The following is a 17622-nucleotide window of genomic DNA, read 5'->3' on the forward strand; positions in this document are numbered from 1 at the left end:
TTCGTGATTAAGTATTCTTTGACTAAACAAAACTATACGTTCCTCTTAATCAAACAATTTGTTCTATTAAATTTCTATGGAGGATTTTACCCTTCTCGCCTTGCTGACTGTGAAAAGTAAGCATGACATCTTTTAATAGAACGACGTTTTCTCTTTTAAAGTTGCTTGATAATGGGCTTCATAGTCATATAAAGGTGTTGGATAATCACCATTAAAGTATGCCATACAGAGCCCAGAGTATGGGGCATCAAAATCTAACCCAATCGCATGAATTAGCCCATCTTCGCTCAGAAAGGATAGTGAGTCTGCTCCGATCATCTCTCGAATTTCTTCGATTGAATGATTGGCTGCAATCAATTCTTTTCGTGTTTGGATATCGATCCCGTAAAAACATGGATATCTCAAAGGAGGTGAAGCGATCCTCACATGAACTTCCTTCGCGCCTGCTTCTTTTAGAAGATTTACAATTCGACGACTTGTCGTTCCTCGAACGATGGAATCATCTACCATAATCACTCGCTTCCCTTCTACTACACCACGTACCGCAGAAAGTTTCATTCGTACACCCTGCTCCCGTAATTCCTGCGTTGGTTGAATGAAGGTTCGGGCAACATATTGATTTTTAACCAGACCCATTTCATAAGGAATCCCTGATTCTTCAGCATAACCGCTTGCTGCTGATAACGAAGAGTTTGGAACCCCTACTACCATATCTGCATCAATAGCAGCTTCTTGTGACAAAATCCGTCCCATGTTTTTTCGAGCACTATGAACATTCACACCTGCAATATTCGAGTCTGGTCGTGCAAAATAAATGTATTCCATTGAACAAATTGCATGTTGCGTATCATCAGTAAACCGTTCTACCTTCAAGCCATCATCATTAATGGTAATGATTTCTCCAGGGCTTACATCTTGAATGAATGTTGCACCGACAACTTCCAAGGCACATGTTTCAGAAGCTACAACATATGCACCGTTAACCATTTGTCCAATTGATAACGGCCGAAATCCATTCGGGTCGAGAGCCGCAACCATTGATTCTTCTGTTAGCATCAAATATGCAAAACCGCCTTTTACTGTGTTCAAGGCTTCCTTCATCCGTTCGCACAAAGTATCTTTTTGACTGCGCCGAATTAAATGCATCAGAATTTCAGTGTCCGAATTAGAATGGAAAATTGCACCATCAATTTCCAATTCTTTTCGCAAGCTTTTCGCATTTGTTAAATTCCCATTGTGAGCTAAAGCGAAATCTCCATCGTAAAAATTGAATAGAAAAGGTTGAATATTATCAACACTGCTTGTCCCAGCTGTTGCATAACGTACATGCCCGATTGCTGCCTGTCCCGTCAATTGGTTCAATTGACGTTCATCCTTAAAGACTTCTGATAATAGTCCTAATCCACGAGTACTGATTAAATTTCCACCATCATTACTGACAATTCCAGCACCTTCTTGTCCACGGTGCTGCAAACTATGCAAGCCAAAATAAGTGACGCGAGCAGCATCTGGGTGTCCCCAGATACCAAATACGCCACATTCTTCATTTAAACTTTTTACTTCATTAGACATGGAATGGCTTCCTCCCATAATTCTTCTGCCTTACTAACTGCTACTTTGATCACGCCACCGTTAGCCGTGATCACAAGTTCCCCCGTGCTAGTTGTTTCTCCAATGTTTACCGCTTTGTTGCCCGCTAAAGCTTCAAATGCTGTCTGATTTTCAGGTTTTATAGATAAAACAAAACGTGATTGTGTCTCAGCAAAAAGGTTTTCAACCGGCATAGCGATAGTTACTTCAACACCTAATTGATTATTGAAGGCCGCTTCGGCAATAGCAACTGCTAAGCCCCCTTCAGCACAATCGTGGGCACTTGCTACTAATCCAGCTTTGATGGCGGAAAGAACCAACTCTTGATTTTCTTTTTCAACGCTTAAATCAAAGTCCATTAACGATCCTTCTACTAAACCCTTTTGCATTTTTTGAATCTCTGTGCCATTAAAGTCAGCATTTGTTTCACCGATAACATAAATCAAATCGCCAGCTTGTTTAAACTCTTGTGTAGTGATATGTGACAGATCTTCAATTAGTCCAACCATTCCAATCATCGGTGTAGGGTAAATTGCTTTTCCATTTGTTTCATTGTACATAGAAACATTTCCAGAAATAACTGGTGTATTCAATGTACGACATGCTTCAGCAATACCATCTGCTGATGTCCATAGTTCCCAGAAGCCTTCAGGTTTTTCCGGAGAACCATAATTTAAGCAGTCTGTGATTGCTAAGGGTTGTCCACCTGAGGCAACAATATTTCGTGCCGCTTCGGCAACCGCAATTTGTCCGCCAACTTCTGGGTTTAAATACAGGTATCGTGCATTACAGTCCGTTGTCATCGCTAATGCTTTGTTGGTTCCACGAACACGCATGACTGCTGCATCGCTTCCAGGTCGGACAACAGTGTTTGTACGAACTTGAGAATCGTATGTTTCATATATCATTCTTTTAGAAGCAATTGTGGGCTGCTGCAACAACCCCAATAATGTCTCTGTGGCATCCTTAACTTCAGGCTTGAAATCGTTCATGTCAGCAAATTCTTGTATGCGAGCAGGTTCTTTCTTCTCATTCTCGTAAACAGGAGCGTCTTCAGCCAATGCGTCTACTGGCAAGTTTGCTACTTCTTCACCATGATGATACAAGCGATACATCCCATCATCGGTTACCTCGCCGATTGTTACTGCATCTAACTCATAACGTTTAAACAATTCCACAACCTCTGCCTCGTGACCTTGCTCAACACAGATCAGCATACGCTCTTGTGATTCAGACAACATCATTTCGTACGGAGTCATATTCGTTTCACGCTGCGGCACATCATCTAGATAAAGTTTCAAACCTGATCCTGCCTTAGAAGCCATCTCAGAACTTGATGAAACCAATCCAGCTGCCCCCATGTCCTGAATACCGACCAAAATATCAGAGTGATCTAAAATTAATTCCAGACAGGCCTCCAAAAGTAATTTTTCCATAAACGGATCACCAACTTGAACGGCAGACCGCTGTTGTTCTTCGCCTTCCACAAATTCTTCAGAGGCAAAGGTCGCTCCATGAATCCCATCACGTCCTGTTTTTGCACCGACGTACATGATTGAGTTGCCGACGCCTTTCGCCTGACCTTTTTGAATGTCTTTATGATCTATCAAACCGACACACATAGCATTAACCAATGGATTTCCTTCATAACAAGGATCGAAGGCTACTTCTCCACCAACTGTCGGAATTCCAATACAGTTTCCATATCCGCTGATTCCAGCAACAATTTCTTCTAACAAGTATTTTGTACGAGGTGTATTCAATTCGCCAAAACGAAGCGAATCTAAAATAGCAATTGGGCGAGCCCCCATACTGAAGATATCCCGAATAATTCCGCCAACTCCTGTTGCGGCACCTTCATATGGCTCAACTGCTGATGGGTGATTATGGCTTTCTGCTTTGAAAACCACTGCTTGTCCGTCTCCAATATCGACGATCCCTGCACCTTCTCCTGGTCCTTGCAACACTTGCGGTCCGTCTGAAGGGAATTTACGTAACACTGGTTTTGAATTTTTGTAAGAACAGTGTTCACTCCACATAACTGAGAAAAGACCAGTTTCTGTATAGTTTGGAAGCCGACCAAGAATATCTTCTGAAATTAATCGGTATTCATCATCAGTCAAACCCCATCCAGCATATATACGCTGATCTTTAATCTCTTGAGCTGTCGGTTCTAATTTCATCATTAGTTTGCAGTCACCTTTCCAAAATTAGTTAAAATCGAAGCGAAAAATTTCTTTCCATCGTCTGAACCAAGCAATTTCTCCATTGCTCGTTCTGGATGTGGCATCATACCTAGGACATTTCCAGCCTTGTTTGTAATTCCCGCGATACTTTCCACACTACCGTTGATGTTTTCACCTTCGTAGGTAAAGACGATCTGATTGTTAGTCTTCAACTCAGCTAACGTTTTCTCATCACAATAGTAGTTTCCTTCACCGTGAGCCACAGGAATTTGAATCACTTCATCTTCTTTGTATTCTGAAGTAAATTTTGTTTGGTTATTCACAACTTTTAATGGCGTAATTTTGCTAATAAATTTCAGTGAGTCATTCCGACGTAAAGCGCCAGGTAATAAGCCTGCTTCTGTCAAAATTTGGAACCCGTTACACGTACCAAAAACTGGCTTTCCTTCTTCAGCGAACCGAATAACCTCATCCATAATATTGGCAAAACGAGCAATCGCACCACAGCGTAAGTAATCTCCGTAAGAGAAGCCTCCTGGAAGCAGGACACCATCAAAACCATCTAAACTGGCCGCGTCATAGCGAACATACTCACAATCAGCACCCATGATTTCTTTCATCGCCCAGTACATATCTAAATCGCAATTTGAGCCAGGAAAAACAATGACCGCAAATTTCATGTTAAACTTCCTCCGATGTTGAAATTTCATATCTATAGGTTTCCATATTGACGTTAGCCAATAATTTATCACACACTTCTTCGATCATTTCCTCAACCGGCCGATCACTTTTTGTGACTTTGATCTCAAAATATTTACCGATTCGAACATCTTCGATCTCATCATAGCCTAGACGGTGAACAGCACCCTTCACAGCTTCCCCTTGTGGGTCCAACACAGAGTCCTTATACGTTACATAAACTTTTACAAAATACATCCTTATTCTCCTCGCTTTTCTAATCTATTTAATACTTCTTGGTATACTGGAATAATGTCTCCTAAGTCACGACGATAAATATCTTTGTCTAAATGTTCCTTCGTTTTTTTGTCCCATAAGCGACACGTATCCGGCGATACTTCATCTGCTAGTAGAATGGTTCCGTCTTTTTGACGTCCAAATTCAAGTTTGAAATCAATCAATGTAATATCCATCGAGTCGAACAATTCGATTAACGCTTGGTCTACTTCCAGAGCCATTTGTCGCAATTGTTTAATCTCTTCAGTTGTCGCAAGTTCTAAAAAAAGAATGTGATCGTCTACAATCATTGGATCATCTAACTCGTCATTCTTGTAATAAAATTCAACAATTGGCTTATTCAACTGCACTCCTTCTGGAATAGCTAATCGTTTTGAGAAACTCCCTGCTGCAACATTGCGTACTACTACTTCTAAAGGAATGATATCCACCGCTTGAATCAATTGCTCAGTTTCCGAAAGCTGTTTAATAAAGTGGTTTTTGATATTTTTACTTTTTAAAAAATTAAAAATCAAACCGGTAATTTGATTATTTAGTTCGCCTTTACCGCTTATTTGATCTTTCTTCGCACCATTTAGAGCGGTCGCTTGATTCAGATATTCTACCCAGATGACCTCTGAATCATCTGTTTCAAACAATTGTTTTGCTTTTCCTTCATACAATAAATTTCCTTTTTTCACGTAATAGCGCTCCTTTTTTATGAACATTCTAAAACATATCGCAATAATCGTTCGTTAATCAAATTCATCTTTAGTGTAACAACAGAAAAAGGATATTTCAATATTTTATCGTATATTATAGTGAAACAATTATTCTATTGTTCGTGTTTATAACATTCCGTAAACACAGGATAATCGCTCTACTTAAAGATAGCGTTTACATTTTGTGAAAATGGTGCTATATTTAATTCGAACGAAATATATGGGGGAATTCACTATGTTAGATGCGCCGGCAGCAGCTCAGAAATTTCTTAATTCAATGAAAGAATCAGATAAACAGCACTTATTGAATGCTTTGTTGGGGTTAGATGCGACACACAATCTTAATCGTGATACAAGCTTTTATTCCTACCGTAATCTAAAAAAACTTTTGCATCCAAGACAATCTCAAGCTATGCAATCTTTACATTTTTCGAATAAAGTACAAGATAGCTTGATTATTCGGCAATTCAAAGATCACTCATTCTTAAAAAATTCCTATCGAATTGAAATTTTATTAAATTCTGTGAATTATGATTATCGATTAATCAGTTGCTTATTGGAACAGCTACATGAAAGCTGCTTCGTAGATGTCTATTCCTATGCCTAAACACGTAAAAACCTCTTGCTATTAGCAAGAGGTTTCTTTTATTTGATTCCTACACGTTCAAATACTTGATCCACGTTTTTTAAGTGATAGTTATAATCGAAAGCATCGTCTAAGTCTGCTTCCGACAAAACATTAGTAATTTTTTCATCTTCTTCAACCAACGGACGGAATTGAGTCTGATGATCCCAAGCATACGCTGTTTTCGGCTGGACTAAATCATAGGCCTCTTCCCGCGTCATACCTTTATCAATCAATTTTAGCATTACACGTTGACTATAAATTAATCCAAAAGTAGCCTGCATGTTTCGTTTCATATTTTCTGGGAAAACTGTCAAATTCTTGACGATGTTCCCGAAGCGATGCAACATATAATCAACCAAAATAGTAGTATCTGGTGTAATAATTCGCTCGGCTGACGAGTGAGATATATCACGCTCGTGCCATAGAGCCACATCTTCAAAAGCGGTAATGAGATGACCACGGACTACGCGAGCCAATCCAGTCATATTTTCAGAACCGATTGGGTTTCGCTTATGAGGCATCGCAGAAGAACCTTTTTGACCTTTCGCGAAAAATTCTTCAACTTCACGCGTTTCAGATTTTTGCAATCCTCGAATCTCAGTAGCGAAGCGTTCGATTGAAGTAGCAATCAATGCTAGACTTGAGAAGTATTCCGCATGAAGATCTCTAGGCAATACTTGCGTTGAAACTTCCTGTGGACGAATGCCTAATTTCTCGCAGACAAATTCTTCAACAAACGGCGGAATATTCGCAAATGTACCTACCGCTCCTGAAATTTTCCCTGCTTCAACCCCTTTAGCTGCGTGTTCAAAACGCTCGATATTTCGTTTCATTTCCGAATACCAAGTAGCCAACTTCAACCCAAAAGTTGTTGGTTCAGCATGGACACCGTGAGTTCTTCCCATCATCACTGTATTTTTATGTTCTTTCGCCTTTTCTCCAACAATTACTAAAAAGTCTTGCAGATCTTGGCGTAAAATATCATTAGCCTGTTTGTACAAATAACCATAAGCAGTATCAACAACGTCTGTACTCGTCAATCCATAATGAACCCATTTTCGTTCTTCACCTAAAGTTTCGGAAACTGCACGGGTGAAAGCTACGACATCATGCTTTGTTGATTGTTCAATTTCTAAAATACGATCAATATCAAACCCTGCATTTGCACGAATCTTTTCTACATCTTCTTTAGGAATTTCACCAAGTTCAGCCCAGGCTTCATCCGCTAAAATTTCAACTTCTAACCAAGCCTTATAACGATTTTCATCGCTCCAAATATTTCCCATTTCTGCTCTTGTATATCGAGGTATCATGATTATCTCCTTGTCATGTTTAATGTATTGACATATTTTTTTACATTATTAATCCCATGTTTCAGTTTTTTTAATGTCGTCCAATGTACGTTGAATGCTTTCAGTCAGAATAGTTACATGTCCCATCTTGCGTCCTTTTTTTGGCATTGCTTTCCCATAATAATGGAAATGCCAGTCTGGCCATAAGTCGATCAATTCATAGGTTTTCAGTAAATTCTCACCTAAAACATTTACCATTACAGCATTCGATAATAATTTTGGTTCGCTTAAAGGCCAGCCGCAAATCCCGCGGATATGAGCATCAAATTGACTCATCGTACAGGCTTCAATCGTATAATGCCCTGAATTATGTGGGCGTGGCGCAATTTCGTTTACGTACAATGCCCCTGCCTTTGTCAGGAAAAATTCTACACAGAGTGTCCCGACCAAATCAACGCCTTGTGCAATTACTTTCGCAATACGAGCAGCTTCCTTTGCAACAGCTGAATCAATTCCTGCCGGCGCGATTGTTTCATGCAATATATTATTCCGATGAACATTTTCCACTACTGGAAATGTGACATAGTCACCAATATTATTGCCAGCTACTTGAACAGATAATTCTTTTTCAAAAGGAATCCATGCTTCTAAAACACAAGTACCTTGACGTAACAAATTCATTGATGGTGCCAAATCAGCGGTACTTTTCAATACATATTGACCGTGTCCATCGTACCCACCGCGAGTTGTTTTCAACACACAGGGATAGCCGATGCCTTCGATAGCATCTTGGATATCTGTTGGACTAATGATTGTCGCATATGGAGCAATCACGATATTATTGTTTTCTAAGAAAGATTTTTCCATCAAGCGATCCTGACTAATCGCCAAAAGATCTGTGCCTTGAGGAATATTAGCAAAATGCTGAATGTGATTAATGGTATCGACATCTACGTTCTCAAATTCGTAAGTGATTACCTGTGATCTACGAGCCATTTCTTCCAAAGCCATTTGATCATCATAATCAGCAACGATATGCCAATCCGAAACTTGCGCAGCCGGACAGTCTTCAGTCGGATCGATCACACCTGTACGAAAACCCATTTCCTTTGCACTGATAGCCATCATACGGCCTAATTGTCCTCCGCCTACGATACCTATCGTAGAGCCTGGTTGTAACGATTTAACCAAGTTGTTCACTACTTTCCAATACAGATTGTGTCATTTGCTGACGCTTTTCTTCCAAGCGTTCAGCTACTTTTTTATCATACATTGAAAGCATCTGTGCCGCAAGTAGTCCAGCGTTTGTTGCACCAGCTTTTCCGATAGCTGTCGTTGCAACTGGAACACCTCCTGGCATTTGTACGATTGATAATAAAGAATCTAACCCATTTAAGGTCCTAGATTGTACAGGAACTCCGATCACCGGCAACGTCGTTTTGGCTGCGACCATTCCTGGTAAATGTGCGGCACCGCCTGCACCAGCGATGATTACTTTAATTCCTCTTTCTCGAGCTTTTTCGGCAAATTCAAACATTAAATCTGGTGTTCGATGGGCTGAAACCACTCGCTTTTCATAAGTAACCCCTACTTCATCGAGACTTTCACAAGCGTGCTTCATTGTTTCCCAATCAGACGTACTACCCATAATAACTGCAACTTCTGGATTCATAAATTGCTCCTTTCTCCTATTGAACAATCATTTTTTCTTAAGAAAAACGACTCATTTATTGAGTCAAATACCGTAATTCAAACTTATTTTAGCAATACCCTTTTAGTAAGTCAAAGTTAAATTCGAATATTACAAGATATTTTTAATCTAATGTTCGTGTTTATTATCTAGAAAAAATAAACGCGGTTGATACCGCGCTTACCCTTTACTTCTTTTCCTTTTTATATCCATGAAACAAAAGATTTAAAATGATCGCTGATAAGCTGCTCATTACAATCCCATTTCCGGTAAACATTTGAACCGTTTCTGGTAATTTTGAAAACAACGTTGGCATCGCGTTGAAACCTAATCCAAACCCAATTGAAATCGCAATAATTAATAAATTCTTTTCATCATTAAAATCAACCTTCGAAAGCATCTTCATTCCTTGTACTGCGACCATTCCGAACATTACTAACATTCCGCCACCTAAAACAGGCTCAGGGATAATCTGGGCTAAAGCACCTACTTTCGGAAAAAGACCTAAAACAATCAAAAAGAATGCTGAAAAATAAATTGGACGCCGTGTTTTAATTCCAGATAATTGTACAAGCCCAACATTTTGTGAAAATCCCGTATAAGGAAATGTATTGAATAAGCCACCTAAAATAACAGCCAAACCTTCTGCACGATAACCTCTTTTTAAATCATCTTCCTGCACTTTTTTTCCAACAATATCACCTAATGCAAAATATACACCAGTTGATTCTACCATGCTCACGATAGAAATAATTATCATTAATAGAATAGAGAATGGCTCAAACTTTGGTGTGCCAAAATAAAAAGGTTGAGGAACATGGAACATTGGTGCATGCCCAATCGCCGCTAAATCAACTTGTCCTAATAGTGCAGCGAGAACCGTGCCACCAACTAGTCCAACTAATACAGCGATAGATCGTAAAAATCCCCGACCAAACACCTGCACTGCCAAAATCAATAGAATTGTGACAAAAGCTAGCAATAAATTTGTCGTATCACCAAACGTTTTTGCTGCAGCGTCTCCACCACCCATTTTAGTAATAGCTACCGGAATCAATGTTAATCCGATAGTTGTAATAACCGTCCCTGTCACGATAGGCGGAAATAGTTTTTCTACCTTAGAAAAGAAACCTGAAATCAATACAACAAAAATTCCCGCAGCAATAATCGATCCGTATACCGTACCGACACCGTGCGTTTGCCCGATCAAAATCAACGGAGCAACCGCTTGAATTGCACAGCCTAACACAACAGGCAAACCAATTCCAAAAAATTTGTTGACAGTTAATTGCAGTAAAGTTGCAATCCCGCACATGAAGATATCAATGGAAATCAAATACGTCATTTGTGCTTCATTGAATCCCAATCCTGTACCTATCAAAAGCGGCACAGCCACTGCTCCTGCATACATCGCTAAAAGATGCTGCAATCCTAATACTGCTGATTTTCCGTTTCCTGTCTCACTTGTCACTCTATGCGTCCTCCTCGATAAACGTTACTTTACCATCATGTAAGGAAGAGATTCTAGCTAAGGAAACAACTGGAATACTCATGTCTTCAATTAATTGGCGTCCATCTTGGAAAGATTTCTCGATCAAAATTCCAATTCCTGCCACATTGGCTCCAGCTTGCTGACATAATTCAATTAATCCCTTAGCAGCTTGACCGTTCGCTAAAAAATCATCGACTAATAACACATTGTCCTCTGCAGAAAGGAATTTACGAGAAATCGAAATCGTACTAGTGACTTGTTTTGTAAAGGAGTAAACAGAAGCAGTCAATAGCTCTTCATCCATGGTTAGGCTTTTTGACTTACGAGCAAAGATCATTGGCACCTTTAAAGCTTGCGCAGCATATACTGCAGGAGCAATTCCTGAAGCTTCAATTGTTACGACTTTAGTGATTTTTTTATCCGCAAATACTTCAGCTAATCGTTTGCCCATTGCGTCCATTAATTCAGGATCTACTTGATGTGTGATGAACTCATCAACTTTTAGCACACCTTCACCTAAAACACGCCCATTGTCTTTGATACGATCTGTCAATTCTTTCATGATAATTTTCTCCTTTTCATTTCTTTTCGTTTTTTGATTAATACAAAAAACGCACCTCATCTGCAAAGCAAAAAAGGTACGTAACCGTACGTTTTTTGCTTATAGTCCTGCGTTTACGGCACAAGGTAGAAACTGTCATCCATATTATGACGATATATAAGCTTATTTCCAATGAAAATTTTCATTGAAGTTTATGAAATATGAAGATTATTATAGCAGATACAGAGTTACTGTAAACTAGAATTGTTTCAAATGAGAAGAATAATAGCTGAATTAAATGATTGTCTCACTTTTATCAAAATTTCTTCTATTATATAAGAAAGAATAGCTCTTAAACAAATTTAACGATTCAAAATAATTGGCAATCAATTAGCAATTTGAGATGATTGAAGAAAAATACTTATACTTTAAGGAGGTTCTTATCATTGATTGAGTACTTTTCAATTTCAAATGATGGCATACAGGCAAATGCTCATAATGGAAATTGGTTATCTGTTTCTAATCCGACCGACGAGGAGAAGGAACAATTACATAATGTCTACGAGCTGCCTAAAAAATTCTTTTCTCTTGGGAGAAAGTATTCTAATGTTTCTTTTTTTAAGAAATATCAAACGGAAGACAAAAAGTCGCTATGTCTTATGCTTTTTACTGATATCAAATCTATTGATGACCCAGAATCTCTATCTTCTTCTGTTTCTATCTTCCTTACATCAGATGTTCTGATCACTGTTTGTGAAAAACCGTTAATTGATGAAGTTCTAGAAAATTATGAATCTGAGATTTTTACTAAAGCAGGACTGATTTTACATACCTTACAGATCATTAATGAACACTATCTTATTTTTTTGCGAAAACAAAGAAAGATGATTGAGGAAATCAGTCAAGGCACATCAAATGGATCAAATAGAAATATTTTGGAGAAAACCACTGATACAGAGAAAAGATTGGTGTATATTGACAATCTTTTAAAAGAGCAGCGTCGAACAATTACACATTTGCTAGACTCTAGCTTGGTTTCTTCTGACCGTGATTTGGCAATTGAAATTGAATTGCAGACAAAGCAAGCTACCACATCCGTTCAAATTTATCGAGAAATGCTTAGCTCCATTAGCGGACTGATTGACAGCATGATGGATAATCGCTTGAATCAACTGATGAAATTTCTGAATACAGCTTCCTTATTGCTCGCACTGCCAACATTAATATTCAGTCTCTGGGGGATCAATACAGGCGGACTGCTATGGCGAGATTCAGAGCTTGGCTCTATTATGGTTGTACTTCTTGCATTGATTGTTTCGATTGTGAGCGGTATCTATCTGTTCAAAAAAGATTACGATGCTTAATCAAAAAAGTAACGACCAACTGATGGGCTCACCCTAACTAGGACTTTTGTATTTCTTTGTCCTAATTCAGGGAAGCCTGTCAATCCGCCGCTACTTATCTTTTTAAACTATTTTAATTCATTTGCTACTGAGAAGTGACCAATAACGTCAGTGATACGGTTCAGATCCACATTACCACCTGAAACGACAGCAACAACTTTTTTACCATTGACATAGTCATCAACTTTGCCAGAAAGAATCGCAGCTGTAGCTAATGCACCAGCTCCTTCAACTACAATTTTTGTTCGTTGAATCAGGTCTTTCATTGCTAGTTCAATTTCTTGCTCAGAAACCGTCACCATATCATCAACTAATTCTTCAACAACCTCGAACGTCAGATTTCCTGGAAATTCCACTGCACATCCATCAGCGATTGTTGCGGCTTTTTTATAGCCAACTTTGCGTCCCGCACGGAATGAGGCGGTCATACCATGAATATTATCTGCTTGTACCCCAATAATATTGATATTCGGATTAAAGGTTTTCATCGCGACAGCAATTCCAGCGATTAAGCCGCCACCACCAACAGGTACGATCACAGTATCAACATCCCAAATTGAATCCAAGATTTCAAGTCCGATCGTCCCTTGTCCAGCCATCACAAATTCATCATCGTACGGCGGGATATAAGTTACCCCTGTTTCCTCAACGATTTTTTCGCAATACGCTTTCGCATCATCAAAACCAGCCCCATGAAGGATGACTTTTGACCCATACCCTTCAGTTGCTTCGACTTTTGCTTTTGGTGCCGTTTCGGGCATTACAATCGTACTCTTGATTCCTAACAATTTAGATGTCAATGCAACCCCTTGAGCATGATTGCCAGCAGATACAGCGATAACACCTTTGTCCTTTTCTTCTTGGGTCAAGTGAGCAATTTTATTGAATGCACCACGGAATTTAAACGAACCAGTTAGCTGCATATTTTCTAATTTCAAAAATACTTGTCCACCAGTTTTCGCAGTTAAGAACATTGACTGAATTAGCGGTGTCACTCGTCCATATTGTTTGACCACATTTTTTGCCTCATGGATATCTTCAATTGACACAGGTAACTTTGTCATTGTGTCTGTCATTATAAAACATCTCCTACCTCTGTATAAGTAACATCTATGGAATCAGCCAGAGCTTTAGAAACAACTTTTCCGTTGTAGACACTCAAACCCGATAATAATGAGTCATCAGATTTTAATGCCCCATCTAATCCTTTCACGCTAACGTCTTTAAGGAAAGAGATGTTTCCTTTTGCTAAAGCAATTGTCGCTGTTCTTGGTGTTGCCCCTGGCATATTTGGTACAGCATAGTGAATAACATTATGTTTAATAAAGACAGGGTCTGCATGATTGGTTGGTTTGTCGATTGTTTCAACAGTTCCACCTTGATCAATTGCAATATCAACAATTACTGAGCCTGGTTTCATTGATTCAACCATATATTCTTTCACTAATTTCGGTGGTTTCGCGCCTGGAATTAAGACTGTTGAAATAAAAACATCTGCCTCTTTGATTTTTTCTTCTAAGTTTGCTGTATTCGAAACAATCACTTCTACATCATGTTCTTTATAGCGATCTTGTAATTGTTTGATACGATTTTCATTTACCTCAAGAATGACAACGCGGCAACCAATACCAACAGCCATATCTGCAGCATTTTCTGCAGCGTTTCCTCCACCTAAAATGACAACAGTTCCAGCCTCAACCCCGTCGATTCCTGGTAGTAAAATTCCTTCGCCGCCGTGTTGTTTTTCTAAATAATATTGCCCTAAATTGACTGCGCGACGCCCTGCAATAGCACTCATTGGTTTCAATAATTCTAGAACACCATTGATTGAGATATTTTCACCTGATAAAGCAGTCACACCGACTTCCATCATTTTTTCAACACAAGCTTTATTTGCAGCTAAGTGTAAGAATCCCCAAATGATTTGACCTTTTTTGAAATAGTGATATTCACTTTCCATCGGTTCTTTTACTTTTACAATCAATTCTGCAGTCCAAGCGGTATCCGTATCTACAATCTTACCACCTGCTTCAACGTATTGTTCATTCGTAAAGCCTGAACCCGCACCAGCACTATTATCAACGAGCACTTCATTTCCTGCTTCTACTAAAATTTTTACATTTTCTGGTGTCATGCCTACACGTGCCTCACCTTGTTTTGGATCTTTAATTACACCGATTTTCATGGTAAATCACTCCTAAAGAATTATTATTGAAGTTCTTTAACTTCTGAACAAGTTTAATATATCACAATACTTTTTAGAAGCAACGATCAAGCTTCAAGTGTTATTGATATCTCATTTATCTAGAACTACTATTCATTAAACGAAAAAAAATTATCTAACAACGCTTATAAAACAGCATTATCAGATAAGAATCTTTTCATTTTAGTATTTTATATTCTCTTCAAAAAGTTTTTTTAAGAAAAGAACAAGCAAACGTTATCATAATTTTATGTGATTTTTCTCATTAGTTAAAATGAATAATTTTGTTATCTTAAATAAAAATAAAAAAGCTGAGGAATTATTCCTCAGCTTTTTTTTGACAATCTGGACATAAACCATACACTTCTAAGCGGTGTTTGTTAATTTGATATCCTGTCAGTTTACTAGACGCCATTTCAACATCTTCTAATCCTGGATAGAAGAAATCAACGATTTTTCCGCAGTCCGTACAGATTGCATGATAATGCTGCTGATTCGTAAAATCAAAGCGACTTGCCGCATCACCATAATTCATCTCCTGGACAATACCGATCTCAACGAATTTTCTCAAATTGTTGTACACAGTAGCCACGCTCATATTCGGGAAGCGGCTTTCTAGTGAACGAAAAATTTCATCAGCTGTTGGATGATTACGGTACTGGATCAAATACTCTAAAATGGCATAACGTTGTGGCGTAATTCGGACTCCGCCGGCCTTTAATTCTTTGACCGCTCGATCGACTGCCTCATTTACCATATAAGCCCCTCCTAATTGTATTCTATATTAAAATGATACTATTATCTGAGGGGAAATACTAGTTGGATTCAAAAATTAATGTTTTTCATAAAGTTATTGGTTAAATTGAAATAATTCAGTAGACAAGTATCTCTCACCATTGTCTGGTAACAAAACCAATACTTTCTGATCAGGATTCATCTCTTTAGCTACCTTTATTGCTGCAAATAAAGCCGCACCTGAAGATACTCCTACAAGAATTCCTTCTTTTTTTGCGATTTCTCTAGCAGTTTCCATAGCTTCACTGCTGCTTACAGGTAACACTTGATCGTAAATCTCCGTGTTTAAGATGCTTGGGACGAAACCAGCGCCAATTCCTTGGATTTTATGTGGTCCAGACTGACCACCTTCTAAAACTGGTGATTCTTCGGGCTCTACCGCATAAATCTTGATATCTGTATACATGCGTTTAAGCTCATTTCCAACACCAGTGATTGTACCACCGGTTCCTACACCGGCAACAAAAGCATCTAATCCATTTTTTTCAAATGCATTTACAATCTCTTTCGCCGTTGTTTCTTCATGTACTTTTGGATTTGACGGATTATCGAATTGCGCAGGAACAAACCAATCATTTTCTTCAGCAAGTTCCTTCGCTTTTGCGATTGCACCCTTCATCCCCTCAGCTCCAGGTGTTAGAACTAGCTCAGCTCCATAAGCTTGCATTAGCTTTCTTCGTTCGATACTCATTGTTTCTGGCATTACTAAAATAACTGGATAACCCTTGGCTGCCCCAACCATAGCTAAACCGATGCCTGTATTTCCAGAGGTTGGCTCGATAATTGTCATACCATCTTTTAATTTACCGCTTTTTTCTGCATCCTCGATCATTCTTAAGGCAATTCGATCTTTTACACTGCCTCCAGGATTAAAGGATTCTACCTTAACATAAACTTGTGCCATATCCTCTGATGGCAAGTTTCTAAGTTTTACAATGGGTGTGTCACCAATTGTATCCAAAATAGAATTATAGATTTTTGTCATTCTCCTCGCTCCATTCCTTACCTTATGTAAGTTATCTTATCGAATATTTTAGAAAGATGCGAGAATTTCGACTCTAAAAAACTTTCTATAGACTATTTCTTAATGAACTATCTATTTTAAAGTCGTAGTTCGTCTCTCATTATATCAATTTTTAAATAAAACAAAATAGATAATAAAAATTAAGCCAAAAAAAAATGGAGTATTTTACTCCATTTTTCAAGTTCTTAAAATCAAATGACGATTGTATCTCCAGGCATAATTGTTGAATCAGAACTCCAACCGTTATCTGCTAATAGTTGGTCAACGCTGATTCCGAATTTTTCAGCAATTCCCCAAATTGAATCACCAGATTGTACCGTATACGATTGACCGCTGGCTTGAGAAGACGAACTAGTTTGCTCAGTTGTCTGAACATTTGTAGTTTGTGCTTGAACAGCCGTGCCTGATCCCGGTGTATCAAAACGAGTTAAATTATATGTCTGAATTAAGGAGATCAATTTACTAGCATATCCTGGATCTGTTGCATAACGACCAGTTAAATAGACTGCAGCATCTTGATAACTATTTGTGTGGCTCTTCCATGCTCCAGCATAGTATGAGCTAGCTAAGAGACTCGCATGTGCTTGAAAGGATTCAGCATAGCTACTATAAACTGCAAAAGGTTCATTCATTGTTACCCATTGACCATTTAAGTATTCCTGTGTGCTCATAGTTACCGATGGACCACCACTATATTCTTTCACGCCGAATAAATTGTAATAAGGAGCAGCAGATAATTGAGAACTTCCAAAACCAGTTTCTACTAATGCTTGAGCGACCATAATAGATGCATATAGATCATTTGAAGCTGAAACTTGCATAGCAGAAGCACCTAATTGTTCGATAAATGTCGATTGATTTTGAACTTGACCGGTTTCTGCTGCGCTAGCTTTTATCGTGTTTGTATTCAAAACAGCTGGTGATAGAATCATTGCTGTACCCAATAAAGGCACCGTTCTTTTAGCCATCTTCAAGCGTTTCTCTTTTTGTTGTGTTTTTATATAATTGTACTTTTCAATGCGGGTTTTAAATTGGTTCATTGTTTACCTCCAAGTAACCTTTGCATAACTCTTCATTTTTGATTACTTTAAAAGTATAAAAC

The 17622-nt window shown here is 38.5% G+C and carries 17 protein-coding genes and 1 riboswitch; of the genes, 2 read left to right on the forward strand and 15 right to left on the reverse strand.

Features of this window, described 5'->3' with window-relative positions:
- Nucleotides 1–132: 132 nt before the first annotated feature.
- Genes purF through purC form a run of 5 tightly spaced genes read right to left on the reverse strand, consistent with a single transcriptional unit; the run spans nucleotide 133 to nucleotide 5431 of the window.
- Entirely contained in the window at nucleotides 133–1572 is a 1440-nt protein-coding gene (purF, locus tag IGI50_RS08615) for an amidophosphoribosyltransferase (protein ID WP_438776743.1), read from the reverse strand.
- On the reverse strand, nucleotides 1557–3776 hold the full coding sequence (purL, locus tag IGI50_RS08620; RefSeq protein WP_438776744.1) for a phosphoribosylformylglycinamidine synthase subunit PurL: 2220 nt from the start codon (nucleotides 3774–3776) through the stop codon (nucleotides 1557–1559). Before purL ends, purF begins: the two co-directional genes overlap by 16 nt.
- A complete protein-coding gene (purQ, locus tag IGI50_RS08625) occupies nucleotides 3776–4456 on the reverse strand; it encodes a phosphoribosylformylglycinamidine synthase subunit PurQ (RefSeq protein ID WP_438776745.1) in 681 nt (226 codons plus the stop codon). Before purQ ends, purL begins: the two co-directional genes overlap by 1 nt.
- A 1-nt stretch (nucleotide 4457) precedes the next feature.
- Nucleotides 4458–4712, reverse strand: a complete 255-nt coding sequence (purS, locus tag IGI50_RS08630) for a phosphoribosylformylglycinamidine synthase subunit PurS (RefSeq protein WP_311855795.1) — start codon at nucleotides 4710–4712, stop codon at nucleotides 4458–4460.
- Between the two features lie 2 nt (nucleotides 4713–4714).
- Nucleotides 4715–5431, reverse strand: coding sequence for a phosphoribosylaminoimidazolesuccinocarboxamide synthase (gene purC / locus IGI50_RS08635; protein WP_438776746.1), 717 nt, complete (start codon nucleotides 5429–5431; stop codon nucleotides 4715–4717).
- A gap of 256 nt (nucleotides 5432–5687) precedes the next feature.
- Here purC and IGI50_RS08640 point away from each other — a divergent pair, with 256 nt between their 5' ends.
- Nucleotides 5688–6059, forward strand: a complete 372-nt coding sequence (locus tag IGI50_RS08640; protein ID WP_218255623.1) for a hypothetical protein — start codon at nucleotides 5688–5690, stop codon at nucleotides 6057–6059.
- Nucleotides 6060–6097: 38 nt separating this feature from the next.
- Here the strand turns inward: IGI50_RS08640 and purB are convergent, their stop codons facing one another.
- The 5 genes from purB to IGI50_RS08665 form a co-directional block, all read right to left on the reverse strand.
- Nucleotides 6098–7393 (reverse strand): adenylosuccinate lyase, encoded by a 1296-nt coding sequence (gene purB, locus IGI50_RS08645; RefSeq protein WP_438776747.1) that lies wholly within the window; start codon nucleotides 7391–7393, stop codon nucleotides 6098–6100.
- A 48-nt stretch (nucleotides 7394–7441) separates the two neighbouring features.
- Nucleotides 7442–8563 (reverse strand): 5-(carboxyamino)imidazole ribonucleotide synthase, encoded by a 1122-nt coding sequence (gene purK / locus IGI50_RS08650; protein WP_218255627.1) that lies wholly within the window; start codon nucleotides 8561–8563, stop codon nucleotides 7442–7444.
- Nucleotides 8556–9044 carry a 5-(carboxyamino)imidazole ribonucleotide mutase gene (gene purE, locus IGI50_RS08655; protein WP_311855788.1) on the reverse strand — a complete coding sequence of 163 codons (489 nt, stop codon included), beginning with the start codon at nucleotides 9042–9044 and terminating at the stop codon, nucleotides 8556–8558. The genes purK and purE overlap by 8 nt, the downstream gene beginning before the upstream one ends.
- Nucleotides 9045–9249: 205 nt before the next feature.
- Nucleotides 9250–10533: a nucleobase:cation symporter-2 family protein gene (locus tag IGI50_RS08660; RefSeq protein ID WP_438776748.1), complete on the reverse strand. Its 1284-nt coding sequence runs from the start codon at nucleotides 10531–10533 to the stop codon at nucleotides 9250–9252.
- Nucleotide 10534: 1 nt separating this feature from the next.
- Nucleotides 10535–11116: a xanthine phosphoribosyltransferase gene (locus IGI50_RS08665; RefSeq protein WP_010744950.1), complete on the reverse strand. Its 582-nt coding sequence runs from the start codon at nucleotides 11114–11116 to the stop codon at nucleotides 10535–10537.
- 82 nt (nucleotides 11117–11198) lie between these two features.
- Nucleotides 11199–11296: riboswitch (purine riboswitch) on the reverse strand.
- Between the two features lie 245 nt (nucleotides 11297–11541).
- Between IGI50_RS08665 and IGI50_RS08670 the strand changes: the two genes are divergently transcribed.
- A complete protein-coding gene (locus IGI50_RS08670; RefSeq protein ID WP_311855785.1) occupies nucleotides 11542–12459 on the forward strand; it encodes a magnesium transporter CorA family protein in 918 nt (305 codons plus the stop codon).
- A gap of 107 nt (nucleotides 12460–12566) precedes the next feature.
- Here IGI50_RS08670 and tdcB read toward each other — a convergent pair whose 3' ends face one another.
- The 5 genes from tdcB to IGI50_RS08695 all read right to left on the reverse strand — a co-directional run bounded on the left by tdcB (nucleotide 12567) and on the right by IGI50_RS08695 (nucleotide 17560).
- A complete protein-coding gene (gene tdcB, locus IGI50_RS08675; protein WP_218255636.1) occupies nucleotides 12567–13574 on the reverse strand; it encodes a bifunctional threonine ammonia-lyase/L-serine ammonia-lyase TdcB in 1008 nt (335 codons plus the stop codon).
- Nucleotides 13574–14683 carry an alanine dehydrogenase gene (gene ald / locus IGI50_RS08680; RefSeq protein ID WP_218255638.1) on the reverse strand — a complete coding sequence of 370 codons (1110 nt, stop codon included), beginning with the start codon at nucleotides 14681–14683 and terminating at the stop codon, nucleotides 13574–13576. Before ald ends, tdcB begins: the two co-directional genes overlap by 1 nt.
- A gap of 337 nt (nucleotides 14684–15020) precedes the next feature.
- On the reverse strand, nucleotides 15021–15458 hold the full coding sequence (locus IGI50_RS08685; protein ID WP_010744954.1) for a Fur family transcriptional regulator: 438 nt from the start codon (nucleotides 15456–15458) through the stop codon (nucleotides 15021–15023).
- 93 nt (nucleotides 15459–15551) lie between these two features.
- Nucleotides 15552–16481 carry a cysteine synthase A gene (gene cysK / locus IGI50_RS08690; protein ID WP_218255640.1) on the reverse strand — a complete coding sequence of 310 codons (930 nt, stop codon included), beginning with the start codon at nucleotides 16479–16481 and terminating at the stop codon, nucleotides 15552–15554.
- Nucleotides 16482–16711: 230 nt separating this feature from the next.
- Nucleotides 16712–17560: a glucosaminidase domain-containing protein gene (locus IGI50_RS08695; RefSeq protein WP_438776749.1), complete on the reverse strand. Its 849-nt coding sequence runs from the start codon at nucleotides 17558–17560 to the stop codon at nucleotides 16712–16714.
- Nucleotides 17561–17622 lie beyond the last annotated feature (62 nt).

Source organism: Enterococcus sp. DIV0170 (genome assembly GCF_051710765.1).
GTDB classification, from domain to species: Bacteria; Bacillota; Bacilli; order Lactobacillales; family Enterococcaceae; genus Enterococcus_A; species Enterococcus_A raffinosus.